The following is a 26,032-nucleotide window of genomic DNA, read 5'->3' as shown; positions in this document are numbered from 1 at the left end:
GCGCCTTTCGGTTGCGGTTGGATGGAGACAGGGATGGGGCGTCAGGCCGGCTGGGTGTCGGTCTGCGCAGCGCTCAGCCGCGCAATCTCCTTGCGCAGGTGCTTGGTAGCCGGAGTGACGATGCCGACGAAGTAGGCTTCGCGCAGCCGACGCTGTGCGGGGCTGCGCATCAGATAGCCCTTGGCGCCAAGGTGCAGCAAGGCGGCGTGCGCGCTGCGCATGGCCAGCTCGCCGCCGGCCAGCCGCGTCTGCAGGACGGGCAGCACCACATCGGCCATCGGATCCGCATGCAGCGCGGCGGCGAGGGCCTGCGTGCGCGCTTGCGCTTCGGCAAGCAGCGGGGCGAGGTCGTCGACCTGATCGTCGAGGTAGCGGTTGACGTGGCCATGGGTGCGGTTGGCGTCGCGCATCAGCGCAAGGCAGGCCTCGGCCAGGCCCAGCCCCATGCCCATCTGGCCCAGAATCATTCCTGGCTTGATGCGGCGGACGTAGGCGCATGACTCGGCCGGGTGAGCCAGCACCATGTCGTCCGCAATGAAGACGTCCTTGAAGTGGCAGGCCATGGTGCGTGTGCCATCCAGCGCCATGAAGTGGGCGCATTCAACCAGCCGGAAGCCGGGTTGCGCGCAGTCGACGAGCACAAACACCGGCCCTTCGCCGGCCTGCGCGTTCACCACCGGGCAGCCGGTGGCAAAGAGGTGGTCGGCGCCCAGGTTGGAAACCCACGGCAGCACGCCGTTGATCTCGTAGCCCCCTTCGACGCGGCGCGCCGAGAGGCGATACGACTCGATCTGGTCGTACGACTTGATCGTGTTCGACAGCCCGGTGCCCACCAGCTGTTCGCCGCTGAGCACGCGGGGCAGCACACGGGCCTTGAGTGCGGTGTTGCTGGACTGGTCGATGTAGCGTGCGCACGCCGTCTGGCACCACACCAGAAAGCCTGTCGAGACGCATTCGCGCGAGACGGCCGTCATGGTGTCGATGACATGGGGCAGGCCCAGGCCGTTGCCGCCATGGTCCGCGGCGCCTGCGCCACGAAAGGCGCCAGCGCGGCCGAGTGCACGCATCACGTCCTCGGGGTACTGGGCCTGGGCATCGATGGCCGCCACCTGGGGGCGGAGCAATGTGCTGATGACCTGGTCGATGTCGCTCGGATGGTCGCAGGGGTTGGCTGGGGTGGCTTGCAGCACGGCGTTCATGGGCATCTCCATCGGGTGATGCGGGGTGTCACCGCAAGGGCTGTGCCAATGAAAAAGTCCTTTTGAATCAAGGGTTTGTGCAAATTGGCTGTCGCCGCATCTGCGCAAATTGTTGACAATTTGTCTACACTTTGTCTGTCCGCCGGGGTGAGGCAGCCTTGCCGTCCAGACCCAGCAGCTGCAGCCGGTAGTTCAGTTGGCGCAGCGTGAGCCCGAGCGCTTGCGCCGTGCGCGATTTGTTGCCTGCGTGGGCTTGCAGGGCTTGGCGGAGGGTGTCGCGCTCGTCTGCGCGCACATGCTCGTACGGGCGCACCACAGACGGCGCGCGCGGGCCGCGCCCCAGGCGGAGCGGGGCCCCGCCCGCGACGGTGGGCGGCTCGTCTGCGGGGGCGTGCGTGGCCTCGTCACGCAGCACCCAGTCGGCGGTGGCCAGATCTATGCGATCTTCGTGGCTGAGCAGCACCAGCCGCTCCACCACATTGAACAGCTGGCGGATGTTGCCAGGCCATGGATGGGCGACCAACCGGCTGAGCGCCTGCGGCGTGAGCAGGACATTGCGCTGATGGCGCTGGTTCAACTGCGACAGGAAATGCTGTAGCAGCAGCTTGATGTCGCCGCGGCGCTCGCGCAAGGCCGGCAGCCGGATGGGGATGACATTGAGCCGGTAGAACAGGTCGAGCCGGAAACGGCCGGCCTGAACCAGCGCCATCAGGTCGCGGTGCGTGGCTGCCACCACACGAACGTCCACGGGCCGCTCCTGGTGGCTGCCCAGCCGCTCGATCACCCGTTCCTGCAGCACGCGCAGCAGCTTGACCTGCACCGCCGGCGGCAGATCGCCGATCTCGTCGAGGAAGAGGGTGCCACCATGGGCCTGTTCGAAGCGGCCGATGCGTTGTGTCGTGGCGCCGGTGAAGGCGCCTTTTTCATGGCCGAAGAGCTCGGCCTCGAACAGCGATTCCGGGATGGCGGCGCAGTTGACCTTCACGAAGGGCTGGTCGCGGCGCCGGCTGTGCAAATGCAGCGCGCGCGCAAAAAGCTCCTTGCCGGTGCCCGATTCACCCAGCAGCATGACGGTGGCGTCGCTGTGGGCGACCTGCTCCAGCTGGCGCAACGCGGTCATCAGGGCCGGGGCCTCTCCCACGATGCCCCAGGCGGTGGCGGGCGTGGCCTGCTCCTGCAGGGCCGCGCGCAGCTCGCGGTTCTCGGCGGCCAGCGAGGCGGTGCGCTCCTCGATCAGTTGGTGGATGCGAAAGACCTGGCCCATCAACTCGGCCAGCGTGCGCAGCAGCTGCAGGTCGTCACCGAGGGCCCGCCGGCGTGAGCGGATGCGGTGGACACCCAGCACCCCCATGACGCGTTGCTCGACCCGAATGGGCAGCGCAATGTAGGACACCGTGCCTTCAGGCAGCGTGCTGCGCGCGACCGCGCGGGCAAGGTAGCGGGGCTCGTGGTCGATGTCCTGGACGATGAGCGTCTCGCCTGTCTGCATCACCTGGCCGGTGATGCCCTCACCGAGCCGGTAACGGCCGCGCGCCACCTCGTCCCGGGTGAGGCCGTAGGCGTGGCGGATGCAGAGCAGCCCGGTGTCCGGGTCTGGCAGCACCACCCGTCCACGGTTGAGCCCGACCAGTTCGGACAGCAGGTGCAGCATTTCACGCACGGCCACGCCGGGTTCGGCCCCCTGGCTCAGCAGGCGGATGCTCTGGCGCAGCAGCAGCTGTTCGTGTTCGGCGAGGGATTCGTCAGACGGGTGGGTCGGCATGCCGCGGGTGCAAGCAGCATGCATGCCACGCCAGGCCGGGGCAGGCGTGGCGCGCGGCTGGCCCGGCTCAGCGTTCGGGCAGCAGCATCATCTCTTCGAAGAGCACGCGGCGGACCCGTTCGTCGCGACCGCGTTCATGCAGGTAGGCATTGAACGCATCGGTCATGTCCTCTGCCAACGCCTGCAGACCTTGCGGCCCAGCCACATCGGCCTGGGTGAGTTCGGCAGAGATGGTCTGTACCAGGTTCTTGAAAGCCGGCTCATGGGCGGCGAGGTCCATCGGGTCGTCGCCGGGGCGCAGTTGAACCTTGATTTGGATCTGGGCCAGGCGCCCATCCGCGAGCTGTGACATCACTTTGCTGACACCGAACCACACCGGCTTTGGGCGGCTGCGGTCGCCCTGGCCTGTCGCCGCGGTGTAGCCCCACACTGCCAAGAGCAAGGCGAGCACCAGCCCCACCAGCCCGAACACCACGCCCCGATCACTGACACTGCGGCCCATCTGCTGTGTTGCCACGCCCCAAACTCCTGAAGAACTGTAATCGGGTGGAACATAACGCGTCGGCAGGCCGGCGGCGGCATGGCAAAGTCCCCCCATCATGCAATCCTTCACGCCCAGGGCGGGTACGTGGAGGTCAACCCAGAAGCCAAGGCTGGGCCTGCTGCGTCGTCATCAGTTCCACCTGTTGCCACAACAGCGCCACCTGTTCCGACCAATAGGCTTCCGTGCCGAACCAAGGAAAGGCGGCCGGAAAGGCCGGATCGTTCCAGCGGCGGGCCAGCCAGGCGCTGTGGTGGATCATGCGCAGCGTGCGCAGCGGTTCGATCAGCGCCAGCGTGCGCCAGTCGAACTCGGCCATGCTTTCGTAGCCGTCCATCAGCGCGTCCAGCTGCGGACGTCGTTCCTCGGCATCGCCGCTGAGCAACATCCACAGGTCCTGAACGGCCGGGCCCATGCAGGCGTCGTCCAGGTCGACAAAATGCGGTCCTTCAGCCGTCCACAGCAGGTTGCCTGGGTGCATGTCGCCGTGTAGGCGCACGAGGCGCATGTCCGGCAAGCGGGCAAAAGTGGCTGCTGCCAGCGCCAGGGCTGCATCGGCCGCCTGCAGCCAGTGCTGTCGTTGCGTGGGTGGCAAGGCGGTGTCGTCGGTGGCCAACCAGTCGCGCGCGGCGCCGCCATAGCGGGGGGTGTCGAGTGTCAGACGATGTGAGAACGGTGCCTGCGCACCGACAAGATGCAGACGCGCCAGAAAGCGGCCTAGCCAGCGCAACACGTCGGGGTCATCGAGTTCGGCCGGGCGACCGCCGCGCCGTGGCGACACCGAGACCCGGTGGCCCCGCCAGCATCCGAGCGTGTTTTGCGCCCCGAGCACGCGTGCCTCGGGATGCGCGCACTGCAAAGGCAGGGGGGGCACCATCGGCACTTCGGCCGCCTGCAGTGCGTGCGCAAAATCATGTTCTTCAAGAATCTGCGCGTCCTGCCATCGCCCAGGTCGGTAGAACTTGGCCACCACAAAGGTGTCGTCCTCCAGCCCGACCTGGAAGACGCGGTTCTCATATGAATTGAGCGCCATGAGGCGCCCGTCGGGCCGCAGGCCCAGCACCTCGAGCGTGTCGAGCACGGCGTCGGGCGTGAGGTCGGCGTATGGGGCGGATGCGGACATGCCGCATCTTAGCCCGCAGCCGGTCAGTCGAGTTGCGAGGCCGAGGACATGGCGCGCAGCAGGGCGGCGTTGACGTCGTCGAAGCTGAGCATCAGCCCGTCGGCCGCAGCCTTGATGTCGTAGACGATACCGGTTTCGATGGCCTGCACCAACTGGAAGTAGGGCTCATACGGGCCGCTTTGCTCGGCCAGCGCCTGATACACCTGCTCAGGGACGGGGATGGTGCGCAGCAGTTCGCTGAAGGGCTGGCGGAACATGCGGTCCAGCAGCGAGAACACGCCACAGATGAACAGCTCGCTGCGCATCTCGTCGTTGCCGCTGCAGCGGCCCAGTTCTTCCATCAGCAAGCCGCGGCGCACCGAGGCGTACATCACCGGGCGCATGTTCGGATCCTTGCTGGCCGTGGCCAGCAGCAGCGCCAGCCAGCGCTTGAGGCGCTGATAGCCCAGAATCATGATGGCGTGGCGAAAGGAGCTGATCTCGACCGACAGACCGAAGGCCGGCGAATTGATGTAACGCATCAGCTTGTAGGCCAGCGGCGGGTCGCGTTTGATGGTGGCTTCCAGGTCGTCGATGTCGTCCTGACGGTGAACCTGATCGATCAACTGCACAATGACCTGCAGCGCGGGCTGGTCGGCCGGCTTGCTGCCCGCCTCGATCACATTGTCGATCGGCCAGCCCAGCACGGCCACCACGCCCCGACGGAACGCAGCCTCCATGTCCCCCACGCTGGTGACACCACTTTGCACCACCGACACCCCCCGGTATACCGCCGGAGAGCTCGCCGTCGCGGCGGCTGGGTTGCCGCCGTCGGCGCGGCGGTCTTCGCTGAGGTCGATCACGGCATGCTTGAAGCAGGGCAGCACTTCTTTGGGCAACTCCTGCAGGGGCCGGCCCTTGAGCACCAGCGTGCCGCCATTCGCATGCAAGGTACAGATGGCATCGGTGTAACGGGGATCGGCAGCCATGAAGGCCGGCACCTCCATGACCACGTGGGTGCCCGGCTGGGCCAGCAGCAGCTCATGCAGCAGCGCTTCACTCGTCACGTTCAGCCACAGGTCATTGCCGCCGGTTGGCCAGGCTTGACCGATTGCCTCCAGCACCCCTGTGGCAGACAGCGGGGCATCTGGCTGCAGAGGCGACAGCGTCAGACGGGTGGCGATGACACCCCGATTGCGATCAATGACGGGGCTGTAAGCCAGCACGAGCTGGCCGAGGGCGGGGTGGTGCATGGTCGAAAGAGAATGTGTCGTCAGACGTTCAAGTAGTTGAGCAGCGACATCCGCTGCACCGAGGCATAGCTCTTGAGGGCAGCCTCGTAGCCTGCCTGCTGGTTCTGGAAGCGGGAGATCGCCTCGACCATGTCCAGATCTTCCGCGTTGGACCGGTCGGTTTCGGCAGCCAGCTTGAGCGCGCTGATGCGGCTTTCAATGCTTTCCATCCGGTTGAGGGACTCGCCCACCGCCGAGCGCGTGGACTGCACGTTGCCCAGGATGCTGTCGATCTCCGTCATGCCGAGGTTCACCGCCTGGCGCACTTCGCTGCCCGGCGCGTTCTCGGAGTTGAGCGCGAGAATCATGCGGTCGAGGCTGTCGAATACGCTGAGCGTGTTGCTGGCGCCGCCGATGGTGAAACTGTCGCCTTCCGCTGGGGTGCCCGAAACGGTGACCGTCATGCCGCGGCCGGGGATGTCGATGGTCTTCCCGGCCTCGTAGGTCACGCCGGTGGCCAGAGGCGCGCCGTCTTCCAAGACGTCATAGGTCAGGCTGCCCGAAGCCGTGCTGAACTGGATGCTGTATTGCGGTGCGCCCGGGTTGCCCGAGGGATAGGGCAGCTGGGCGGGGTTGCTGACCGCACCTGCATTGATCCAGCCCGTGCCTTGATTGGCCCCGCCATTGATGTTTCCGCCCAAAGCAGTCGTGAACACGCCGTTGCCCGTGCGTGCCTTCAGCCAGGTCTGACGGCCATCGACGGTCAGCGCCAGCCGCTCGCTGGACGACGCCAGGGCTTCGCCGCCCTGGCCGCGGAACTCCACGCCATTGGGCGTGTCGACAAAAGGCGGCGTCGATGAGCCCTGCCCACCGAACACGAAGCCGCCGCCCCCGTCCGGCCGATTGGCCACCGACAGAAGCTGGTTGCGGATTTCGCGCAGCTTCACGGCCAGGGCCTTGCGCTCGCCATCGGTATAGCTGCCGTTGCCGGCCGCGACCAGCGTCTCGCGCGCCGACTGGATCAGCTCGACGGTGTCGCCCAGCGCCGATTCGGTGATGTTCATCACGTTGCGGCTGGCATCCAGCGAGCGCTGGTTGGCCTCGTTGCGCGCGATGGCTGCCAGTGCCCGCTCTGCCCGGGCGGCGGCCGTGGGGTCGTCGCTGGCGGCGTTGACACGCTTGCCCGATGTCAGCTGAACCTGGCTTTGCGACAGCGTCTGCTGACGTTGTTGCAGGTTGAAGATTGTCTGGTCGTAGGCGTAGGAGGTGGCAATGCGCATCGTCATGGATCAAACTCCTTACATCACCGTGCCGTATCCAGCAGCACGTCGAACACCTTCTGGGCCACCTGGAGGATCTTGGCCGCTGCCTGGTAGCTTTGCTGATACTGAATGAGCCGGGCGGCTTCTTCGTCAAGGTTCACCCCGACCTCGGCCTGCAGCAACTGCTCCGAGTTGGCCGCCAGCGTTCGTGACAACTCGGCCGAGGTGCGGCCGCTTTGCACGATCACGCCGAGGCTGCCTACCATCTGCGAATATGCGTCGGTCACCGTCGCTTGGGATGTGCCGTCGAGCGAGACGACTGCACGGTCGCGCAGCGCCAGCATGGCCAGCGCATTGCCGTTGTTGCCCAAGGGATACTGGGTCGGAGAGACGCTGATGGTGTCGCCATCGTAGGTGGCGTCCTGGCCGCGTGGGGTGCCTGCCAGCATGACCTCGTAGCTGGTGCCGTCGGGCAGGGTGACTGCGATCGGCGAGCCCGGGTTCCAGGTGCCGAAGGCAAATGCTGCACCGTTGATGCTCACGGCGTAGTCGACGGTGCCGGGCGTCGCGCCCGGTGCACCGAACTGCACCGTCACGCTGGGCGCGTTGGCGTAGTCGCCGCTGGGCGTGAGCATGCGCAGCGACTCGATCGTCGCCGTGCCGCGGTTTTCGGAGGGCGCCACGGCCACGAAGGGCGAGGCCGCGGCAATGCCCTTGGGCGAGCTCAGCCCCAGGCGAATACCTGCTGCTGTGGCAGTGTTGTCAAAGATGCGTGCGGTGGCCGGGTTGCCATCCGCATCCAGACCCAGCTCCTGTTGTGCGTTCACTGCGTCAGCAAAGGTCGAAACGAACGCGTTCAACCGGTCTCGTGTGGCGATGACGTCGTTGTCCTGGAAGCGCATCAGCCCGTGTAACGAGCCGCCTGTGATCTGAGCCGGATCCAGGATGCGCTCCGCGCCCGTCACCTTGTTGACCAGCGCCACGCGACGCAAGGAGGAGTCGGCCGGGTCGGCCACGACGCTCAGCTTCTGGACATCGGTGCCCAGTACCAGCAGCTGGCCGCCGCCAAGGAAGACGCTGAGGCTGTTGTCGTCGGCTTTTACTGTGGTGACCTGCGTGAGCTCGCTGAGCTGCTTGACCAGCAAGTCCCGGCGGTCGAGCAGGTCGTTGGGCTCATGCCCCACACCTTTGTAGCCGGCAATGGCCTGGTTGGCCTCGCCGATCTGGCGGGTCAGGTTGTTGATGCGTTCGACCGTGGTCTGGATGTCCATGGCCACACCGCGCTGGATCTCATTGATCTGCTGTCCTGCGGAGTTCACGCGGCTGACCCACTCCTGCGCGCGGGCCAGCACGACCTGGCGGGCCGACATGTCCTGCGGCTGGTTGGCCACATCGACAAAGGCGTTGAGCAGCTGGCTGGCCGAGAAGCCCAGGCCGCTTTCGCCCATGGGGAACACCTTCTCGAGCTGGGTGAGTTTGTCGAGCCGGGCCTGGTCGGACGAGGCCGCCGAGGCGTTGCGGTTGACCTCCTGGGTCAGAAAGGCGTTGGTCTGGCGCGAAACCGTGACCACGCGCACACCGCGCCCGAAGAAGCCGGCGCCGGTGAACATGCCGTTCTCGGTGGCCAACTCCACATTCTGGCGGGAGAAGCCAGGGGTGTTGACGTTGGAGATGTTGTGGCCGACCGTGTCGAGCATGGTCTGGCTGGCGAAGATCGCCCGCGTGCCCATCGTGAAGATGCCAGCCATGGTTCTGTTCCTTCAGTGCCGCGTCAGGCCATGGTGCGCTGCACGCGCAGCGCCGTGTTGATCACGCGGGTGAGCTTGTCCGCATAGGCCGGGTCCGTGGCGTAGCCGCCGCGTTGAAGGCCTTGCGCGAAGCCCACAGCGGTGTCGGCCTTGGCAGCCGTCTGACTGTAGCGCGGGCTGTTGCTCAACAGCCGGGCATGGTCCTTGAACGCCTCTTCGTATGAGTCATACGCACGGAAGCGGGCAGTCACCTTGCGGGGCACACCGCCGATGTACTCCGTCGTGGTCACCTCAGCGACCTTGCCTTTCCACGACGAGGTGGCCTTGATGCCGAACAAGTTGTGGCTCGATGAGCCATCGGGCATGCGGATTTCGCGTCGGCCCCAGCCCGACTCGAGCGCAGCCTGGCCGAGAATGTGGTGGGCCGGGATGCCCGTGCTGGCTTCCGCCGCCCGGGCCGCGGCTTCATGCTGTCGCACAAAAGCTTCGGCCGATTGCGGTTGGCCGCTGCGCCGGCTCGCCGCGCTGGCTGCCTGGGCACGGGGTGCGCCGGGCAGGGCTGCAGCAGGCGACGCCCCGTCCTTGCCTTCTCGACTCAGGGCGGCGCCCATCTGGCGTTCCAGCTGGCGCACGATCATGTCGCTCAGGCCACCGGGCAGGCCGGTCATCTGCTGAGACAGCTGGGTGTCGAGCATGCTGGTGCCCAACTCGGTGGCGCCATTGTCGAGCATGCCGGTGGCCATGGTGGTGGCCCGCATGCTCTTCATCAGCTCCTGCATGAACAGGCTTTCCAGCTGTTTGGCAACCTCGCGCACCTGACCGCTGCCGGGCTGGCCGGACGCGCCCTTGAGGCGGTCCAGTGAACGCAGGTCCACGGACAGGCCCTGGACCGTTGACGGGGTGTTGGACACACTCATCAGATCACCTCCAGTTCCGCCTGCAGGGCGCCTGCCGCCTTCATGGCTTGCAGGATCGCCAGCAGGTCCTGCGGTGTGGCGCCCAGCGCGTTCAGCGCCTTGACCACGTCCGTCAGCTTGCTGCCAGCCGGCATCTGGATCAGCGACCCAGGCTGTTGGTTGATCTGGATGTCGGCTTTCTCAGTCACCACCGTCTGGCCTTGCGACAGCGGGGCGGGCTGGCTGATGACCGGTGTCGAGTTGATGGTCACGGACAGGCTGCCGTGCGCCACGGCGCAAGGGCCCAGGGTCACGGCCTGGTTCAGCACGATGGAGCCGGTTCGCGCGTTGATGATGACCTTGGCGGCGGGCGTGCCGCGGTCGATCGAGAGGTTTTCCAGGTCGGCCATGAAGGCCACGCGCTCGCCGGGTGTGGCTGGCAGGCGCACCAGCACGCTGCGGCCGTTCAGCGCTTCGGCTGTGCCGGCGCCCTTGGCCTGGTTGATGGCGTTGGCCACCTGGCGGGCGGTGTTGAAGTCGTCGGCCTGCAGGTCGTACTGGATGTTGGGCAGCTGCAGCCAGGGGGTAGGCACGCCGCGCTCGACGGTGGCACCGCTGGGGATGCGGCCGGCGCTGAGGTGGTTGATCTGCACCTTGGAGCCGCCCGCCGAGGCGCCTGCGCCGCCGACCAGCAGGTTGCCCTGCGCCATGGCGTAGATCTGGCCGTCGGCACCCTTGAGCGGCGTGGCGATCAGCGTGCCGCCGCGCAACGATTTGGCATTGCCCAGCGACGAGACGCTCACGTCGATGGCTTGACCTGGCTGGGCGAACGGGGGCAGGTTGGCCGTGACCAGCACGGCCGCCACGTTCTTGAGCTGCATGGCCGTGCCGGGCGGCACGGTGATGCCCATCTGCTGCAGCATGGCGCTGACGCTCTGGGCCGTGAACGGGGTTTGGGTGGTCTGGTCGCCGGTGCCGTCGAGGCCGACGACGAGGCCGTAGCCCATCAGCTGGTTGCTGCGTACCCCCTGCACGGAGGCGATTTCCTTGAGCCGGACCGCCTGGGCCTCGATGGGCCACCACAGCGCGGCCGAGGCGGCCAGGAAGGCCAGGCCAATCAGCAGTTTGAGGAGGCGATCACTGGGGGTCATGGGCCGAATTCCTGAGGGGTTCGGCTCCATTGTTCGCTTCTTTAGAAGGGCGCAAGACTCAAAAAGAACCGCGCTACCCACCCTATTCCCTGTGCTTCGGCCTGCGCCCCGCGGCCCACCTGGGCCACACGCACATTGGCCACCTGGGAGGAGGCAACGGTGTTGCCCGGCTGGATGGTGACCGGATCAACCTGGCCCGAGAAGCGCAGGACGTCGACGTTCTGGCCCACACCGATCTGCTTTTCCCCCGAGACAATGAGGTGGCCGTTGGGCAGCACCTCGATCACGGTGGCGGTGATGGAGCCGTTGAAGTTGCCCGTGCTCTGGGTGGTGCCCTTGCCGTCGAACTTGTTGTTGCTGCTGCCCGAGGCGCCCAGGCGCGCCAGCTTGGTGCTGTTGATGAGCGGGACGGCCTCGATCTCGCTGGAGACGTTGCCCTTCTTCTCGATCGAGCTGGTGGTTTCCTGCTTGGCTGCCACGTTCTCGCTGATGCGGATGGTGATGGTGTCGCCCACCATGCGCGCGCGGTGTGTCTCGTACAGCGGTCGGTAGCCTACGGCCTGGAAGATGGCGCCGTTGGCCTGAGGTGGCGGCGCCACGGGGACGGGGCGGGCCTGCGTCGGCTCGACCACATCGACCTTGGGCGCCGTGGCCATGCAGCCGGCGAGCACGCTGGCGCAGGCCGCCAGCAGGGGCAGGCGGATTACGAGACGGGGCAAGGTCAGCATCACAGTTGTCCCAGCTTCTGCAGCATCTGATCCGAGGTCTGGATGGCCTTGGAGTTGAGTTCGTAGGCGCGCTGGGTCTGGATCATGGTGACCAGCTCCTGCACGACGTTGACGTTGGATGTCTCGACAAAACCCTGCGCGATCGAGCCCATGCTGTCCTCGTTGGGGTTGCCGGTGACCGGCGGGCCGGATGCGGCGGTTTCGGCAAAGATGTTCTGGCCCTTCGGATCCAGTCCGCCTGGATTGACGAAGTCGGCCAGCTCAATGCGTTGCAGCACCTCGGGCGCGGTCTGAGGCGGGCGCACGAAGCTCACCGTGCCGTCCTGGCCAATGGTCACATTGGTGGCTTCAGCCGGAAACTGGAAGCCGGGCAGTACGCGGTAGCCGTTGTTGGTCACCAGATTGCCCTGGTTGTCCAGCTTGAAGGCGCCGTCGCGCGTGTAGCCGATGGTGCCGTCGGGCATCTCGACCTGAAAGAAGCCTTTGCCCTGGATGGCCACGTCCAAGTGGTTCGAGGTTTGTTGCAGGTTGCCCTGGCTGAACTGCCTCGAGGTGGCCACCGAGCGCACGCCCAGGCCCACTTGCAGGCCCGTGGGCAACTGCGTGCCTTCAGCCGTGTTGGCGCCGCTCTGGCGCAGGTTCTGGTACATCAGGTCTTCGAACACCGCGTGGGCCTGCTTGAAGCCGTTGGTGCCGCTGTTGGCCAGGTTGTGCGAGATGTGGTCCAGCTGCATTTGCTGGGCTTCCATGCCGGATTTGGCAATCCACAGTGAACGCATCATGGTCTTACTCCTTGGGGCTGTGCCCCGTCAGTCGGCTCAGCCGTTGTTCGACAGCAGTTGCGCGGCCGTGCGCTCTTTGGTCTCGGCCGTCTGCATCAGCTTGATCTGGGTCTCGTACTGCCTGGCGGCGGCAATCATCGCGACCATGGTTTCAATCGGGTTGACGTTGGAGCCTTCCAGCGCGCCGTCCTGCACCCTCGCCGTGGCATCGGCCGGCAAGTCGGCGCCATCGGCGCCGCGGAAAAGACCGTCTTCCCCTCGCACCAGCTTGGCTTCAGGCGTGACCAGCTTGAGCCGGCCGACCGCCTGAATGGTGCCGTTGGCCTGCTTGACGCTGACCGTGCCGTCGGCCGCGATGCTGGGCTGCGTGTTGGCCGGGATGGCGATCGGGCCGCCATCGCCGATCACGGGCAGGCCATTGGCCGTCATCAAGGTGCCGTCCGGGCCGATCTGGAGTGCGCCCGAGCGGGTGTAGGCCTCGGTGCCATCCAGCGATTGAACCGACAGCCATGAGCGACCCTGAACCGCCACGTCCAGCGGGCGGCCGGTGAACTGAACGGGCCCAGCCGTGTCGTCGTAGCCTACGGTGGTTTCGAGAGAGTAGACACGGGTGGTGGCGCCGTCGCCGCGTACGGGCACGGCGCGCACCGCCTGCAACTCGGCCCGAAAGCCCGTGGTGCTCACGTTGGCCAGGTTGTGCGACAGCACTTCCTGCTGCTGCATGTTGGTCTTGGCGCCCATCATGCTCAGGTAGATCATGCGGTCCATGGCGGCCTCCGGTCGATGTCAGCGTGGCAGGGCATCAGCGCAGGTTCACCAGCGTCTGCAGCACCTGGTCCTCGGTCTTGATGGTCTGCGCGTTGGCCTGGTAAGCCCGCTGCGCCACGATCATGTTGACGAGTTCACCCGTGAGGTCGACGTTGGACTCTTCCAGCGCGCCGCCTTGCAGAAAGCCAAAGCGGCCGCTGCCCGGGGCATCAATCTGGGGTGGCCCGGACGCGGCCGTAACAGCCCACTCGTTGCCGCCGACCGGCTGCAGACCTTGCGCATTGTTGAAGCGGGCCAGCACCAGTTGGGCTTCGGTCACGGTCTGGCCGTTGGTATAGCGCACCAAGATGGCGCCGGTGGCGTCCACGTTGAAGCTGGAGAACTCGCCCTTGGGAAAGCCGTCCTGCATCAGCGCGTTGACGTTGGACTTGCCGGCGTACTGGGTGATCTGGCTGAAGTCGACCGAGAAGTTGATCTCCGACTGGGTAGCCGACGCGGTGCCCGCCGGGATGGTCGGGAAAGGCACAGTGCGGAAGTCCGTGATCGGATTGCCGCCCGCGTCAAACATGGCCGAGGGCTTGCTGGTGGCCGGGTCAAAGACGATGGTGGCAGATGGCACGCCTTCGGCGGGCAGCGGGGAGTTGCCCACGTAGGAGTAGATCTCCCAAGAGTCGATGTCGCTCTTGCGGAAGTAATACTCCAGTGCGACCGGCTCGCCGGAGACGTCGTACACGGTCTGCGTGGTGCTGAATGAGTACCAGTCGGTGGCGGTGGCCGAGAAGGGCGGATCGGTGATCTCTGCGGCGTTGAGGTTGATATTGGCCGTCACGCGTTGCGTCGGATTGGCCGAGCCGCCAGTGAGGTTCAGCTGAATCGGGCGGTTGCCTTCGCCCAGCACCTTGCGGCCCTGGTTGGTGACGATGTAGCCGTTGTTGTCGACCTTGAACTGGCCGTTACGGGTGTACAGCGTCTCACCCGCTGGCGCCAGTGCGTCCGAGCCATTGACCGGATCCCAGCGCTGGACCTGGAAGAAGCCATCGCCATTGATGGCCAGATCCAGGTTGTTGGCGGTGGTCGAGATGTTGCCTTGCGTGAACTGCTGGGCGACCGCACTGATGCGCGCACCGATGCCGATGCCGTTGTTGCCGGCGCCGCCCAAAGAGGCCGCGTACATGTCGGAGAACTCGGCGCGGGACGACTTGAAGCCGAAGGTGTTGGCGTTGGCGACGTTGTTGCCGATCACCTCCAGGTTCTTGCTGGAGATGTTCAGCCCGGAAAGCCCTTGTTGGAAGCCCATGGTGATGTTCCTTTCGTTGACTGCGCCGAATAATCAGGAAATCGCCCTGACCTGGTTGTAGGGCATCTGCTTGCCACTGGAGAGCTCGAGCGTCAGCGTGCCGCCCGTGGTGTTGATGGCTGTGACCGAATCAAAGGTCAGCGGCTTGGCCGCTACCGTTGTACCGCCTGTGTTGGCCGTCACGCGGAATGTCAGGCCGTTGGTCGACATGCCCTCGGGCGCCTTCCATTCGAAGCCTTGACGGCCTGTTGCCTTGTCTGTCTGGTTGATGGTGTCGACCACCACACCGGCCGCGTTGACCACCTCGATCCGCACGCCTGAGGCCGCACTGGACAATTCGTAGCCGCCGTAGGCCTTGCCATCGTTGCCCACAATGAGGTTGTTGCCATCCAGCAGCACGGAGCGGCCCACCAGGCTGGCGCCTTGCAGCATCTGCATCTGGCCGAAGCCAGCGTTCATCGCCTGCATCGTGGTGTTGAGCTTGTCGATGCCGGCCACCGTGTTGATTTGAGCCATCTGGCTCGTCATCTCGGCGTTTTCCATCGGGTTGAGCGGGTCCTGGTTCTTCAGCTGGGTCACCAGCAGCTTCAAGAAGCGGTCCGACATCTCGGCGGCGCTCGTGAGCTGAACGGGCGAGGCGCTGCCCGATGTGGCGGAGGTTCCGGTGATCGTGGTCATGCGTCAGTCCTTCAGTTGCCTTGGCCCATCTGCAGGGTCTTCATCAGCAGGCTCTTGGTGGTGTTCATCACTTCGACGTTGTTCTGGTACGAGCGCGAGGCCGAGATCATGTTGACCATCTCCTCGACGGAGTTCACGTTGCTGTAGGTGATGTAGCCCTCGCCGTCGGCTTGGGGGTGCTTGGGGTCGTACACACGTCGGCCGGGGGTGTTGTCTTCCACGACCTGGGTCACGGCCACGCCCGTGGCGCCCGTGCCGCCCATGGCCTGGGCGGTGAACACCACCTGGCGCGCCTTGTACGACTGCCCGTCCGGGCCGGCCACGGTGTCGGCGTTGGCCAGGTTGGATGCCACGACGTTGAGCCGCTGCGACTGCGCACTGACCGCGCTGCCCGAGATGTTGAAGATGTTGAACATCGACATGCCGATACTCCTTCAGCGCGTCACTGACCGGTGATGGCCGTGTTCAGCGTGCGCAACTGCGAGTTGATGAAGCGCAGCGACGCCTCGTAGCGCACGGTGTTGTCGGCGAAGTTCGCCCGCTCGCGGTCCATGTCCACCGTGTTCTGGTCGAGGTTGGTCTGGGCCGCGGTGGCGTAGTTCAGTTCGGGCTCGAGCGTCCCGCCGGCCGGGCGCCCATTGCGTGTCAGGTGGGCGGGGCTGGAGGCTGCCATGGCCAGGCGCGGTGCGGCCAGGCCCTGGGCCTGCGACTGTCGGCCGGTGGCCTGCGACAGGGCAGAGGCGAAATCGAAGTCGCGCGCCACATAGCCCGGCGTGTCGGCGTTGGCGATGTTGCTGGCGATCAGGCGCTGACGCTCCGAACGCAGGCGCAGCGCTTCGGTATTGAAGTTCAGCGAGTCGGTGATGCGGTTCAGCATGATGGGTACTCCGGCGGTTAGGTGGCATGTTGAATCGACAGGGCGTCAAACATGAGCCGGAATAGCAAGCCAAAGGGGCGCCATTTCGCGCCCATGTGCCGCTGGCATCTGCCTACATTGGCGACATGCCGCGTGCCTTGCTCATCTTTGTCTGCGCCATGCTGCTTGCGCCCCTGAGGCTGCAGGCAGCCGACGCCATGTCGCTCCAGCAGGAGCTGCAGAACTGGCTGAATCAGCAAAACGCGCAAACCCAGCAACCCGCGCAGGGTGGTGTCCGCGCACCGCGCATCGAGATCATTCTGGGCGAACTGGATCCGCGTCTGAAGCTGGCACCGTGTGCCAAGGTCTCGGCCTACGTACCCAGGGGCAGCGCGCTGTGGGGTCGCACCCGCGTGGGTCTGCGTTGCGAGCAGGGCGCGCGCTGGAACATTTTCTGGCCCGTGACCGTCAAGGTCTGGGGGCAGGCGCTGGTCGCAGCGCGATCGCTGACCGCCGGTGAAGTGCTCGAGGCAACCGATGTGGCCGTGGCCGAGGTCGACCTGGCAGCCGAGTTCTCGCCTGCCATCACCGATGTTCAGGCACTGGTGGGTCGGTCGCTGGCGCGGCCGCTTCAGGCTGGTCAAGGCGTGCGCGAGGCGGACCTGCGCCTGCGTCGCTGGTTCTCTGCAGGCGACCCTGTCCGTCTGGTCGTGCGTGGTACCGGCTTCCAGGCGGCGGCCACAGGCACGGCCCTTGCTCATGGCGACGAAGGCCGGTGTGCGCGTGTCCGGGTCGATTCCGGTCGTGTGTTGTGTGCCCAGCCTGTGGGCGAGCGTCTGGCGGAGTTAAGCTTGTAAACCCGGCTTGTTCTGCGGATTGATCCCCCTGCTTGCGGGGGATCATGCGCTTGAGATTAAAGTCCGCAAGGGCCGCGTCGATATCGCGGATGTGACCACCCGGACTGTTCCGGGATCAAGGAGTGCATCATGAAAATTGGCAACCCACTGGACAAGGCCATCGGCGGGCTCAGCCAGCCGACCGAGGGTGCCACGTCGACCCGCACCCCGGGCAAGACATCTTCCCTGGACGGCGGCGTGTCGCAAAGTGCGAAAGTCACGCTCTCGTCTGCGGCAGCCGGCATGGTGGAGTCGCCGCAGGGCGAGTTCGACGCCGACAAGGTGTCCCGCGTGAAGCAGGCGATCGACGACGGCAGCTACCAGGTCAATGCCGAGGTGATCGCCGACAAGCTGATCGCCAACGCCAAGGAACTGCTGCAGGGCCGTGCGGCCTGAGCACGCGATGACCGCGCCGCTGCAGACCGTGGACGCTTGTGTGGCCCGCATCGAGGCTGACCTCGATGCGCTGGACCATGCGCTGGCCGGGACGGACCCGGCGGCGATCACGCAATGCAGCCAGGCGCTGCAGCAAGGTCTGACCGAGGCCGTGGCCTGCATCCGGCAGGCTGCGCAGCGTGGCCAAGCACCTCTGGCGCCGCAGCTTCAAGCCCGGCTGGCGCTCGCGCAGACGCGCGTCCAGCAGCAATGGGCCGCCGCACACCGCGCCACCGTGTCGGTGGACCGTGTGCTGGGCATTCTGTTGCCTCGCGAAGAGGCTGATACCTACACCGGGCTGGCGGCCACGCCAGTCAACAAGGCGCTCAACGCCTACCGCTGAGTCTGGTTGCTGAGTGCGGCTGCGTCCGTCGCGCCTTCGCCGCGGCCATCATGCCTCTGCGCCTTCCACCACCAGCTGGATGCGCTGCCGACCCTGATACTCATCCAAGGCAATCCGATACGCGAGTTGCGTCTCGGCCGACAGCGGCTCGGTGCGCCCGAACCAGATCCCGTCGCGCACTTCGCCGCCCAGTTTCAGGCTGAGCTTGAGGTGGCGCTCGCCCACCAGTCGCTGCCCCAGCACCTGCACCCGATCTGAAAAAACCGGCGCATCAAAGCCGGGGCCCCAGACCGCCTGATCCAGCAGGCGCACCGTTTCGGGCGTGAACCACTGAGGGGCCAGCGGCCCGTCGCTGAGCAGTTGGCGGTGCAACAGGCTGGCATCCAACCCCGCTTCGGCGACCTCGCGCAGTGCGGCATCGAACACCGGGAAGTCGGCCTCGGCAATGGTGCAGCCGGCCGCCATGGCGTGTCCGCCGAACTTGCGCAGCAAGCCAGGGTGACGCTTGCCCATCAGATCCAGGGCGTCGCGCAGGTGAAAGCCGGCGATCGAGCGGCCGGAGCCCTTGAGCAGGCCATCCTGACCGCGGGCGAACACAAAGGTGGGACGGTGCAGACGGTCTTTCAGGCGCGAGGCCACGATGCCCACCACACCTTCATGAAACGCCGGGTCGAACAGCGCCAGGGCCGCTGGCGGCTCGCCCTGCGGCATGACGTCATCCAGCAGCAGTTCGGCCTGCTCACGCATGCCGGATTCCAACTCGCGGCGTTCGCGGTTGATGGCGTCGAGCTGTCGGGCCAGGGCGTCGGCGCGCACGGGGTCGTCTGTGATCAGGCACTCGATGCCCAGGCCCATCTCGGCCAGCCGGCCCGCGGCGTTCACGCGTGGGCCAAGGGCGAAGCCGAAATCCATGCTGGTGGCCCTGGCGGGGTCGCGTCCGGCAGCGGCGAACAGCGCGGCCACGCCGGGCTGCATGCGGCCCGCGCGGATGCGCTTGAGCCCGAGCGCCACCAGGCGGCGATTGTTGTCGTCCAGGCGGCCCACATCGGCAATCGTGCCCAGCGCCACCAGGTCGAGCAGGGCGTCGACGCGTGGCTGGCTGGTGGCATCGAAGCGGCCACGCTGGCGCCACTCTGCCCGTAGCGCCAGCAGGATGTAGAACATCACGCCCACGCCCACCAGCGCCTTGCTCGGGAAGCCGCAGTCAGGTTGGTTGGGGTTCACGATCACATCCGCCTCGGGCAGGCTGACCTGCCCCTGGGCGTCGACGGCTGGCAAGTGGTGGTCGGTGATGAGCACCCGCATGCCGCGCGCCCGGGCGAGCCGCACGGCCTCGTGGCTGGCCATGCCGTTGTCCACCGTGATCAGCACCTGGGCACCCTGCTCGGCGACCAGCTCCACGATGGGCGGCGTCAGCCCGTAGCCATGCAGCGCGCGATCGGGCACCACATAGCCCACTTGATCCGGTGCGGCGCCGAGCATCCGCAGGCCGCGAAGGCCCACGGCACAGGCCGTGGCGCCATCGCAGTCGTAATCGGCCACGATGCACAGCCGCTGCCCCTGTGTGATGGCATCGGCCAGCAGGCGCGCCGCTTCAGCCGCGCCTTTGAGCGCGTCGGGCGTCAGCAGGCGCCCAGGGTGGTCGTCGAGCTCGTCAGCACTGCGGATGCCGCGCGCGGCATACAGGCGCGCCAGCAGGGGGTGGATGCCGGCCTGCTCCAGGCTCCAGGCCAGGCGGGGCGGGACGTCGCGGTCAATGATCTGCATGGGCACCAATTGAAAGAAAGACAGGATCGACGGCGACGGGCTCACAGCCCCGCCAGCGTGTCGCGCAGGGGGGCGCCGGGGCCAGCGCCCGTCAGACGCTGCCAGCCCCGGGCCAGCTGTGCGCGCCAGCCGGCTGGGGGGGCGTTGCGGTAGCTGACGGCATGGCGCTCGCCGCACAGCGTCAGCTGCACCGGTTCGCCCTGGCGGGCGCGGGCCAGCAGATCGGCCAGCAGCGTGCGGTCGAGGGCGTCCCATGCGGCCAGCCAGCCCGCCATGTCATCGGCCATCAGGGGCGCGCGCAGCGTGTCGACACAAAGTGGCGACTTGCCCGGCGGCATCGGGGCCCCGGCGCTGGCCCCGCTCAGCCAGAACGAGTTCACCGTCAGCTCGCCTGAGGCGGTGCGGGCATCGTTGATCGGGTGTTGGTACAGCAGCATCTGCACCTCGCTTTGCAGCCGCCGCACGCCCCGCGCTTCGGGGTGGTCGGTCAGCCAGACATCGGGGTTGCGCCCCACGACACGGTCAAGCGAGGCGGTGGGCAAGCGGGCCAGCGCAGGGTGCGAGGCATACCAGCGGTGTGCGCTGCCCCAGATCACCTGCCAGCCGTCATCTTCGAACAATGGGCGCACCGCCTCGAGCAACGCGCGCGAGTCGACGTCGCGCAAGCCCAGGCCAGCCGGGTCGATGACCGTCAGGTGGTCGCGCCCCATCAGCCAGTGACCGGGGCTCAGCAGGGCCCAGGGGCGGTCGGCAGCCAAGGCCACGCCGTCGTGTGCCGCCCACCAGGCAGCCCAGGGAATGCGGCCGTCCTCGGCTGGCCAGCCCCAGGCCCGCGCCAGCAGGCGCTCGTGCGGCATGGACAGGGCAAACTCGTCGCCCTCCTGGCGCTCGGTCGCCTGGAGCAGGCCAAGCAGGGCCCTCAGGTTGGGCAGTCGGGCCTCGCCCGCAGCCCCTGTGCCGTCCAGCTGGCCAAGCGCCGCGGCGCACGGCTCGGACAGGCTGCTGGCGTACGGGATCACCCAATGCGCCTCGGCTGAGGGCGAGGGCGGCGGGGGGGAAGGGAACGAAGGCGCGGGCGCGAAGTCGGACGACATGGGACCACATTATCGAATGGGTACACTTCCCGCACCATGAACCTGCCTTACGAATGGCGCATTGGGTGGCGTTACACCCGCGCCGGCCGATCCGCACGCCGCAACGGCTTCATTTCCTTCATCTCCGGCGTGTCCGTATTGGGCATCACCCTCGGGGTGGCGGCGCTGATCATCGTGTTGTCGGTGATGAACGGCTTCCAGAAGGAAGTGCGCGACCGCATGCTCTCGGTCATTGCCCATGTGGAGCTGCACGACCGCTGGGGCGGCGCCTTGCTCAACTGGGAGCAACTGGCCGAACGCGCCCGTCAGCAGCCCCAGGTGTTGGGCGCGGCCCCCTTTGTGCCGGCGCAGGCCCTGATCGCGCGCGGCGAAGACATGCGTGGCGCCATGGTGCGCGGCATCGAGCCCACCGCCGAGGCCGACGTCACCCCGATGGCCGCCGCCATGCGCGAGGTGTTTGCGCGCCTGGAGCCGGGTGGATGGGGTGTGCTCATCGGCGGCGAGCTGGCGCGCAACCTGGGTGTTCGAGAAGGCGACAGCATCACGCTGGTGGCCCCCAGCGGCCAGGTCACCCCGGCCGGCGTGGTGCCGCGCCTCAAGCAGGTCACCGTCAAGGGGGTGTTCCAGGCGGGCCATTACGAGTACGACAGCGGCCTGGTGCTGATGCACGTGGAAGACGCCGCCCGCCTGTTCCGCACGGGTGGACCGACGGCTGTGCAGCTCAAGCTGCGCGACGCGCAACAGGCCAGGGCAGTGGCGCAGCAGTTGGCCGTCGATCTGGGCCCCGAGGTGCTGGTGCGTGACTGGACCCAGACCAATCGCAACTGGTTCGACGCCGTCCAGATCGAAAAGCGCATGATGTTCATCATCCTGACGCTCATCGTGGCCGTGGCGGCCTTCAACCTCGTGTCCACCCTGGTGATGACCGTCACCGACAAGCAGGCCGACATCGCCATCCTGCGCACGCTGGGCGCCAGCCCCGGCTCCATCATGGGCATCTTCATGGTGCAGGGCGCGCTCTCGGGCGTGCTGGGCACGCTCGGGGGCCTGGCGCTGGGGTTGCTGGTGGCCTTCAACGTCGACGTGATCGTGCCTTTCATCGAGCGCCTGCTCGGTGTCGACTTTCTGCCGGGCAGCATCTATTTCATCAGCACCATGCCATCGGATCCCCAATGGTCGGACATCGTCCCGATCGGGGTGATCTCGCTGGTACTGGCCTTGCTGGCCACCGTCTATCCCAGCTGGCGCGCCAGCCGCGTGCAGCCCGCCGAGGCCCTTCGCTATGAGTGATGTGACTGTTCCTCGCTCCTTGCGCGTGCGCAAGGTCCATTCGCTGCGCACCTTTCTGTGGCTGCGCCTGGGCTGGCGGGATTTCACCGCCTCGCCGGGCGTGGGGCTGGCCCACGGCGCCGTCATGGGCGTGTTTGGCGCGCTGATGCTGGCGCTGGCCTGGGACCGTTTCTGGGTGCTGGCCGGTGCGCTGTCGGGCTTTCTTCTGGTGGCGCCGATCCTGTCCACCGGGCTGTACGCGGTCAGCCGGGCGCTGCTGCGGGGGGAGCCGGCCGGCTTTGCTGCCGTCTGGCGGGTGTGGTCGTCGCTGGACGGCCGGCTGGTGCGCTTTGGCGTGCTGCTGATGGCCATGGGCACAGCCTGGGTGGTGACCTCGGCGGCGCTGATCACGCTGGGCATCAAGCCGCCCGTCACCACGCCGGACGACTTCCTGCGGCGGGTGGTGCTCTCGGCCGACCCGGGCCTGTTCGAGCTGTGGCTGGCACTCGGCGGCGCCATGGCTGCGCCCGTGTTTGCGTCCAGCGTGGTGGCCATCCCGCTGCTGGTGGACCGCAAGGTCACCGTCATGCAGGCCATCCGCACCAGCTGGCGGGCTGTGGCAGCCAACCCGGTCTGCATGAGCCTGTGGGCGTTTCTGGTCATGTCCCTGACCCTGCTGGGTCTGGGCGCCCTGATGTTTGGTTTGATGCTCGTGATCCCGGTTCTGGGCCATGCCACCTGGCATGCCTACCGTGACCTGGTCGTGCGGGAAACGGTGTGACATGGACGGCTTCACCGAGGAACAGATTGCCCAGTGGGGGCTGACATTCGGCGTAGGGGGCTTCATCCTCTACATGGTGTTCATCATCGTGCAGCTGGCGCGCGAGTCGAAGGCTGGCAAGTTCGGCACCTTCGTGCTCTTTCTCGTGCTGGGCTTTGGCATGCTGGGCTATGTGGCCAAGCAGGTCATTGCCTGGTTGCTCAACATCTGAAGGCGCCGCACGCATGAGCGACCTGATTCTGGAAGCCCGCGGGCTGGTCAAACGCTTTCACGAGGCGGCTGCGCTGGATGTGACCGTGCTGTCGGGCGTGGACCTGCTCGTTGGCCGGGGCGACACCGTGGCCATCGTCGGCGCGTCGGGCTCGGGCAAGAGTACGCTGCTGCACCTGCTCGGCGGGCTGGATGCGCCCACACAGGGCAGCGTGCGGCTGATGGGGCGCGACTTCGCAGGCATGGGCGCGGCCGAGCAGGGTGCCTGGCGCAACGCCCATCTTGGCTTCATCTACCAGTTCCACCATTTGCTGCCCGAATTCTCGGCGCTCGACAATGTGGCCATGCCGCTGATGATCCGCCGCCAGCCCCTGGAGCAGGCGCGTGAACAGGCGGCCCAGTGGCTGCAGCAGGTGGGGCTCGCGCACCGCCTGGCCCATCGGCCGGCGGAACTCTCGGGCGGCGAGCGGCAGCGCGTGGCCGTGGCCCGCGCGCTGGTGACGCGGCCGGCCTGCGTGCTGGCCGACGAGCCGACGGGCAACCTCGATCGCCAGACGGCCGACACGGTCTTTGATCTGATGCTGCAATTGGCCGCACAGCAGGGCACCGCGCTCATCATGGTCACGCATGACACCGACCTCGCGGCGCGTTGCGCACGGGCCCACCGGCTGGTGGGCGGGCACTTCGAATCCTGAATCCTGACACGCCTTGGGCGGGGGCGGCATGGCCACCTGGATCGACACGCATTGCCACCTCGACGCGCCCGAGTTCGATGACGACCGCCAGGCGGTGATCGACCGCGCTGCGGCCGCGGGGGTGTCCATGATGGTCGTGCCAGCCGTGATGCCCGCGACCTTTCAGGCTGCCCGTGATGCGGCACACCAGGCCCGGGGGGCCTATGCGTTGGGCACCCATCCCTTGTTCGTGCAGCAGGCGGGGGCGGATGCCGCGCAGGCGCTCGATGTTCAACTGGCGCGGTGGGCCGACGACCCCAGGCTGGTGGCAGTGGGCGAGATCGGCCTGGATGCCTTTGTGCCCGACAGCCGCGATGGCGCCGCCTGGTCCGCCCAGGTGCGCTGTTATGAGGCCCAGCTGGCGCTGGCCAGCGCCCACGGCTTGCCAGCCATCCTGCATGTGCGGCGCAGCGCCGATCCGCTGCTCAAGGCCCTGCGGGCCTTGCGCGACCAGGGGCGGCCGGTACCGGGTGGCATCGCGCATGCCTTCAACGGCAGCGCGCAGCAGGCCGAGGCCTTCATCGGTCTGGGCTTCAAGCTCGGCTTTGGCGGCGCCATGACCTTCGAGCGCGCGCTGCAGATCCGTCGGCTGGCGCAGACGCTGCCCGCCGAGGCCATCGTGCTGGAGACCGATGCCCCCGACATCCCGCCCCAGTGGCTGTACCGTACGGCCGCCGAGCGCGCGGCCGGGGCGCGCAGCCGCAACGAGCCTGGCGAGTTGCCCCGCATCGCTGCCACATTGGCGGCCTTGCGCGGTTGGACGATCGACGAGACCCGCTCCATCACCACTGCCAACGCGCTGGCGGCACTGCCCCGCCTGGGCGCCTTGCTCAGCGCAGTGCCGCCCAGGTGCGCATGATGGGCCAGAGCTGGTCGACCGCGAAGGCCACGCCGACCGCCAGCGCCCCGACAGACGACAGCAGCACGGCGGCCGCCGCCACGTCCTTGGTCATCTTGATGGCGGGATGACGTTGCGGGTGCAGATGGTCGCACAGCGCCTCGAGGGCGGTGTTCATGAGCTCGCAGGCGAAGACCATGGCCACCGTGACGGCCATCACGGCCCACCAGACAGGGGGCGAGCCGGCCCACACCAAGCTGACCCCCACCACCGCTGCGGCGGCCACATGCGTCTTCATGCTGGGCTCGCGAGCCACGGCCGCGCGCAGCCCATCCCGGGCGTGCCCCAGGCGCGTGAGAAACGACGCCCCCTTCATGTGCTGTCGCCTCGACCGAGCCGCATGTGCTCGGCACCCAGCCAGCACATCAATGCCCAGGCTGTCCCGGCTGCCCAGCCTGCAGCCACATCCGATGCCCAATGCACGCCGAGGTACACGCGCGACAGTCCCACCAGTCCGCTGGCCATCAGCGCCACGCCCACGGCGTACAGCCGCAGCCGCGTGCTGGGCAGCAGGCGGGCCACCAGCGCAGCCAGCGTCAGGAAGACCACGGTGGACATCATGGCGTGCCCGCTTGGAAAGCTGTAGCCCATCACCACGGTGGCGTGATAGACCTCGTCCGGACGCGCCCGCGAGAAGCCCCATTTCAAGGTCAGACTCAGGAGGCTTCCACCGGCGGAGGCGACGAGCGCCAGCCAGGCCATGCGCCATTGGCCGGCCAGCGCCAGAAGCCCCCACACCGCCAGCACGCACAGGCTCAACACCACCGGGCTGCCCAGCGCGGTGATGTCGCGCATGGCCTCTTGAAACCACATTGGGCCGACCGGGATGTCGGGTTGACCGTTGACGCGACACAGCGAGAGGATCCAGGCGTCGATGCGGTGCGCGTCCCCCTCAAGGACCTCCTCGGTCACCTCCATGAATCCCCAGCCCGCCGTGGCCAGCAGCAAGAAGGGCCAGAGCAGCCGCAGTTCGACATGGCGTCGCATCACGTTTCTCCACAGGGGGTTGGTGCTTCGGCCGCCACATGCACCCCGGCCGCCGCAAAGGCCGCACGCCAGGCCGCCAGCTTGCGTGTGAAGGACCACGACGCGTTTGCCGGGCTGGTCGAGGGCAGTCGCACCACAGGCAACCCCAGCGCGCCGGTCAAACGCATGTGCCGCGCCGATTCGCCGCCATTGTGCGCAATCATGGTCAGATGCGGGCTGCGCGCCACGAGGCCGGGCAGGTCATTGAGCTCGGCTTGCCGGATGGCGCTGTCCAGGCTGCCAGGCCGCACGCAGCCGGCATAGACATCCCAGATGGCCACGCCATGGGCACGCACCACGTCCAGGCGGGCTTCATAGGGCATCGTGGCCAATGGGCATGCGAGTCGGTCAGCCCACAGCGCAGACAGAATGGGCCAGAAGTGGTTGCGAGGGTGGGCGTAGTACTGTTGCGCCTGCAGTGAGGCCTCGCCCGGAAAGCTGCCCAGGACGAGCAATCGGGCGGTCGGTGACCAGACGGGCGCCAGCCCCACATGGCGCGGTAGGGCAGGATCAGGGTGCAGGACGGGCATGTCTCGGGCAGAACAGGTCCACACCCGACTGTGCCACACTCGCGCCC

Annotated in this window: 29 protein-coding genes; 8 read left to right on the top strand and 21 right to left on the bottom strand. The window is 67.1% G+C overall.

Features of this window, described 5'->3' with window-relative positions; genetic code table 11:
- Nucleotides 1-41: 41 nt before the first annotated feature.
- The 16 genes from GTZ97_RS12230 to flgB form a co-directional block, all read right to left on the bottom strand.
- A complete protein-coding gene (locus GTZ97_RS12230) occupies nt 42-1,199 on the bottom strand; it encodes an acyl-CoA dehydrogenase family protein (RefSeq protein WP_201748271.1) in 1,158 nt (385 codons plus the stop codon).
- A 124-nt stretch (nt 1,200-1,323) separates the two neighbouring features.
- The gene (locus GTZ97_RS12225; protein ID WP_161650918.1) at nt 1,324-2,961 is read right to left on the bottom strand and encodes a sigma-54 interaction domain-containing protein; all 1,638 of its coding nucleotides are present in this window, start codon (nt 2,959-2,961) and stop codon (nt 1,324-1,326) included.
- A 67-nt stretch (nt 2,962-3,028) separates the two neighbouring features.
- The gene (locus tag GTZ97_RS17000) at nt 3,029-3,478 is read right to left on the bottom strand and encodes a flagellar basal body-associated FliL family protein (protein ID WP_161650917.1); all 450 of its coding nucleotides are present in this window, start codon (nt 3,476-3,478) and stop codon (nt 3,029-3,031) included.
- Between the two features lie 118 nt (nt 3,479-3,596).
- Nucleotides 3,597-4,625, bottom strand: a complete 1,029-nt coding sequence (locus tag GTZ97_RS12215) for a serine/threonine protein kinase (protein ID WP_161650916.1) — start codon at nt 4,623-4,625, stop codon at nt 3,597-3,599.
- Nucleotides 4,626-4,648: 23 nt separating this feature from the next.
- Nucleotides 4,649-5,857 carry an EAL and HDOD domain-containing protein gene (locus GTZ97_RS12210; RefSeq protein WP_161650915.1) on the bottom strand — a complete coding sequence of 403 codons (1,209 nt, stop codon included), beginning with the start codon at nt 5,855-5,857 and terminating at the stop codon, nt 4,649-4,651.
- A 20-nt stretch (nt 5,858-5,877) separates the two neighbouring features.
- Nucleotides 5,878-7,122, bottom strand: coding sequence for a flagellar hook-associated protein FlgL (gene flgL, locus GTZ97_RS12205; RefSeq protein ID WP_161650914.1), 1,245 nt, complete (start codon nt 7,120-7,122; stop codon nt 5,878-5,880).
- Nucleotides 7,123-7,139: 17 nt separating this feature from the next.
- Nucleotides 7,140-8,846 carry a flagellar hook-associated protein FlgK gene (gene flgK / locus GTZ97_RS12200; RefSeq protein ID WP_161650913.1) on the bottom strand — a complete coding sequence of 569 codons (1,707 nt, stop codon included), beginning with the start codon at nt 8,844-8,846 and terminating at the stop codon, nt 7,140-7,142.
- 23 nt (nt 8,847-8,869) lie between these two features.
- The gene (gene flgJ, locus GTZ97_RS12195) at nt 8,870-9,763 is read right to left on the bottom strand and encodes a flagellar assembly peptidoglycan hydrolase FlgJ (RefSeq protein WP_161650912.1); all 894 of its coding nucleotides are present in this window, start codon (nt 9,761-9,763) and stop codon (nt 8,870-8,872) included.
- The gene (locus GTZ97_RS12190) at nt 9,763-10,893 is read right to left on the bottom strand and encodes a flagellar basal body P-ring protein FlgI (RefSeq protein ID WP_161650911.1); all 1,131 of its coding nucleotides are present in this window, start codon (nt 10,891-10,893) and stop codon (nt 9,763-9,765) included. The genes flgJ and GTZ97_RS12190 overlap by 1 nt, the downstream gene beginning before the upstream one ends.
- Nucleotides 10,894-10,934: 41 nt before the next feature.
- On the bottom strand, nt 10,935-11,621 hold the full coding sequence (locus GTZ97_RS12185) for a flagellar basal body L-ring protein FlgH (RefSeq protein WP_161650910.1): 687 nt from the start codon (nt 11,619-11,621) through the stop codon (nt 10,935-10,937).
- Complete coding sequence (gene flgG / locus GTZ97_RS12180) at nt 11,621-12,403, bottom strand: flagellar basal-body rod protein FlgG (protein ID WP_161650909.1); 783 nt, start codon at nt 12,401-12,403, stop codon at nt 11,621-11,623. The genes GTZ97_RS12185 and flgG overlap by 1 nt, the downstream gene beginning before the upstream one ends.
- Before the next feature lie 36 nt (nt 12,404-12,439).
- A complete protein-coding gene (gene flgF / locus GTZ97_RS12175; RefSeq protein WP_161650908.1) occupies nt 12,440-13,171 on the bottom strand; it encodes a flagellar basal-body rod protein FlgF in 732 nt (243 codons plus the stop codon).
- 34 nt (nt 13,172-13,205) lie between these two features.
- On the bottom strand, nt 13,206-14,468 hold the full coding sequence (flgE, locus tag GTZ97_RS12170) for a flagellar hook protein FlgE (protein ID WP_161650907.1): 1,263 nt from the start codon (nt 14,466-14,468) through the stop codon (nt 13,206-13,208).
- Between the two features lie 33 nt (nt 14,469-14,501).
- Nucleotides 14,502-15,146, bottom strand: coding sequence for a flagellar hook assembly protein FlgD (locus tag GTZ97_RS12165; protein ID WP_161650906.1), 645 nt, complete (start codon nt 15,144-15,146; stop codon nt 14,502-14,504).
- Nucleotides 15,147-15,157: 11 nt separating this feature from the next.
- Complete coding sequence (gene flgC / locus GTZ97_RS12160; RefSeq protein WP_161650905.1) at nt 15,158-15,568, bottom strand: flagellar basal body rod protein FlgC; 411 nt, start codon at nt 15,566-15,568, stop codon at nt 15,158-15,160.
- A 20-nt stretch (nt 15,569-15,588) separates the two neighbouring features.
- Nucleotides 15,589-16,023, bottom strand: a complete 435-nt coding sequence (gene flgB, locus GTZ97_RS12155) for a flagellar basal body rod protein FlgB (RefSeq protein ID WP_161650904.1) — start codon at nt 16,021-16,023, stop codon at nt 15,589-15,591.
- A gap of 125 nt (nt 16,024-16,148) precedes the next feature.
- Here flgB and flgA point away from each other — a divergent pair, with 125 nt between their 5' ends.
- The 3 genes from flgA (at nt 16,149) to GTZ97_RS12140 (ending at nt 17,676) form a co-directional block, all read left to right on the top strand.
- A complete protein-coding gene (gene flgA, locus GTZ97_RS12150) occupies nt 16,149-16,859 on the top strand; it encodes a flagellar basal body P-ring formation chaperone FlgA (protein ID WP_236651181.1) in 711 nt (236 codons plus the stop codon).
- 129 nt (nt 16,860-16,988) lie between these two features.
- Nucleotides 16,989-17,294, top strand: a complete 306-nt coding sequence (flgM, locus tag GTZ97_RS12145) for a flagellar biosynthesis anti-sigma factor FlgM (RefSeq protein WP_161650903.1) — start codon at nt 16,989-16,991, stop codon at nt 17,292-17,294.
- A 7-nt stretch (nt 17,295-17,301) separates the two neighbouring features.
- Nucleotides 17,302-17,676: a hypothetical protein gene (locus GTZ97_RS12140; protein WP_161650902.1), complete on the top strand. Its 375-nt coding sequence runs from the start codon at nt 17,302-17,304 to the stop codon at nt 17,674-17,676.
- 48 nt (nt 17,677-17,724) lie between these two features.
- Here GTZ97_RS12140 and recJ read toward each other — a convergent pair whose 3' ends face one another.
- A complete protein-coding gene (gene recJ / locus GTZ97_RS12135) occupies nt 17,725-19,443 on the bottom strand; it encodes a single-stranded-DNA-specific exonuclease RecJ (protein WP_161650901.1) in 1,719 nt (572 codons plus the stop codon).
- A 41-nt stretch (nt 19,444-19,484) separates the two neighbouring features.
- The gene (locus GTZ97_RS12130) at nt 19,485-20,537 is read right to left on the bottom strand and encodes a hypothetical protein (RefSeq protein ID WP_161650900.1); all 1,053 of its coding nucleotides are present in this window, start codon (nt 20,535-20,537) and stop codon (nt 19,485-19,487) included.
- A 36-nt stretch (nt 20,538-20,573) separates the two neighbouring features.
- Between GTZ97_RS12130 and GTZ97_RS12125 the strand changes: the two genes are divergently transcribed.
- From GTZ97_RS12125 to GTZ97_RS12105, 5 genes are read left to right on the top strand one after another with little or no spacing between them, the layout of a single operon-like run.
- A complete protein-coding gene (locus GTZ97_RS12125; protein ID WP_161650899.1) occupies nt 20,574-21,827 on the top strand; it encodes a lipoprotein-releasing ABC transporter permease subunit in 1,254 nt (417 codons plus the stop codon).
- Nucleotides 21,820-22,587: a DUF2189 domain-containing protein gene (locus GTZ97_RS12120; RefSeq protein WP_161650898.1), complete on the top strand. Its 768-nt coding sequence runs from the start codon at nt 21,820-21,822 to the stop codon at nt 22,585-22,587. The genes GTZ97_RS12125 and GTZ97_RS12120 overlap by 8 nt, the downstream gene beginning before the upstream one ends.
- Nucleotide 22,588: 1 nt before the next feature.
- Entirely contained in the window at nt 22,589-22,798 is a 210-nt protein-coding gene (locus tag GTZ97_RS12115; RefSeq protein ID WP_161650897.1) for a DUF2788 domain-containing protein, read from the top strand.
- 13 nt (nt 22,799-22,811) lie between these two features.
- The gene (locus GTZ97_RS12110) at nt 22,812-23,492 is read left to right on the top strand and encodes an ABC transporter ATP-binding protein (RefSeq protein ID WP_161650896.1); all 681 of its coding nucleotides are present in this window, start codon (nt 22,812-22,814) and stop codon (nt 23,490-23,492) included.
- 28 nt (nt 23,493-23,520) lie between these two features.
- Nucleotides 23,521-24,390, top strand: coding sequence for a TatD family hydrolase (locus tag GTZ97_RS12105; protein WP_161650895.1), 870 nt, complete (start codon nt 23,521-23,523; stop codon nt 24,388-24,390).
- Here the strand turns inward: GTZ97_RS12105 and GTZ97_RS12100 are convergent.
- The 3 genes from GTZ97_RS12100 to GTZ97_RS12090 are packed head-to-tail and all read right to left on the bottom strand — an operon-like array spanning nt 24,362 to nt 25,985.
- A complete protein-coding gene (locus tag GTZ97_RS12100) occupies nt 24,362-24,745 on the bottom strand; it encodes a diacylglycerol kinase (protein ID WP_161650894.1) in 384 nt (127 codons plus the stop codon). The genes GTZ97_RS12105 and GTZ97_RS12100 overlap by 29 nt on opposite strands.
- Nucleotides 24,742-25,416 (bottom strand): phosphatase PAP2 family protein, encoded by a 675-nt coding sequence (locus GTZ97_RS12095; protein ID WP_161650893.1) that lies wholly within the window; start codon nt 25,414-25,416, stop codon nt 24,742-24,744. The genes GTZ97_RS12100 and GTZ97_RS12095 overlap by 4 nt, the downstream gene beginning before the upstream one ends.
- Nucleotides 25,416-25,985 (bottom strand): DNA-deoxyinosine glycosylase, encoded by a 570-nt coding sequence (locus GTZ97_RS12090; RefSeq protein ID WP_161650892.1) that lies wholly within the window; start codon nt 25,983-25,985, stop codon nt 25,416-25,418. Before GTZ97_RS12090 ends, GTZ97_RS12095 begins: the two co-directional genes overlap by 1 nt.
- Nucleotides 25,986-26,032 lie beyond the last annotated feature (47 nt).

Source organism: Aquabacterium fontiphilum, from assembly GCF_009909205.1.
In the GTDB taxonomy this organism is placed as follows: Bacteria; Pseudomonadota; Gammaproteobacteria; order Burkholderiales; family Burkholderiaceae_C; genus Aquabacterium; species Aquabacterium fontiphilum.
This window is presented reverse-complemented; position numbering and strand designations above follow the sequence as displayed.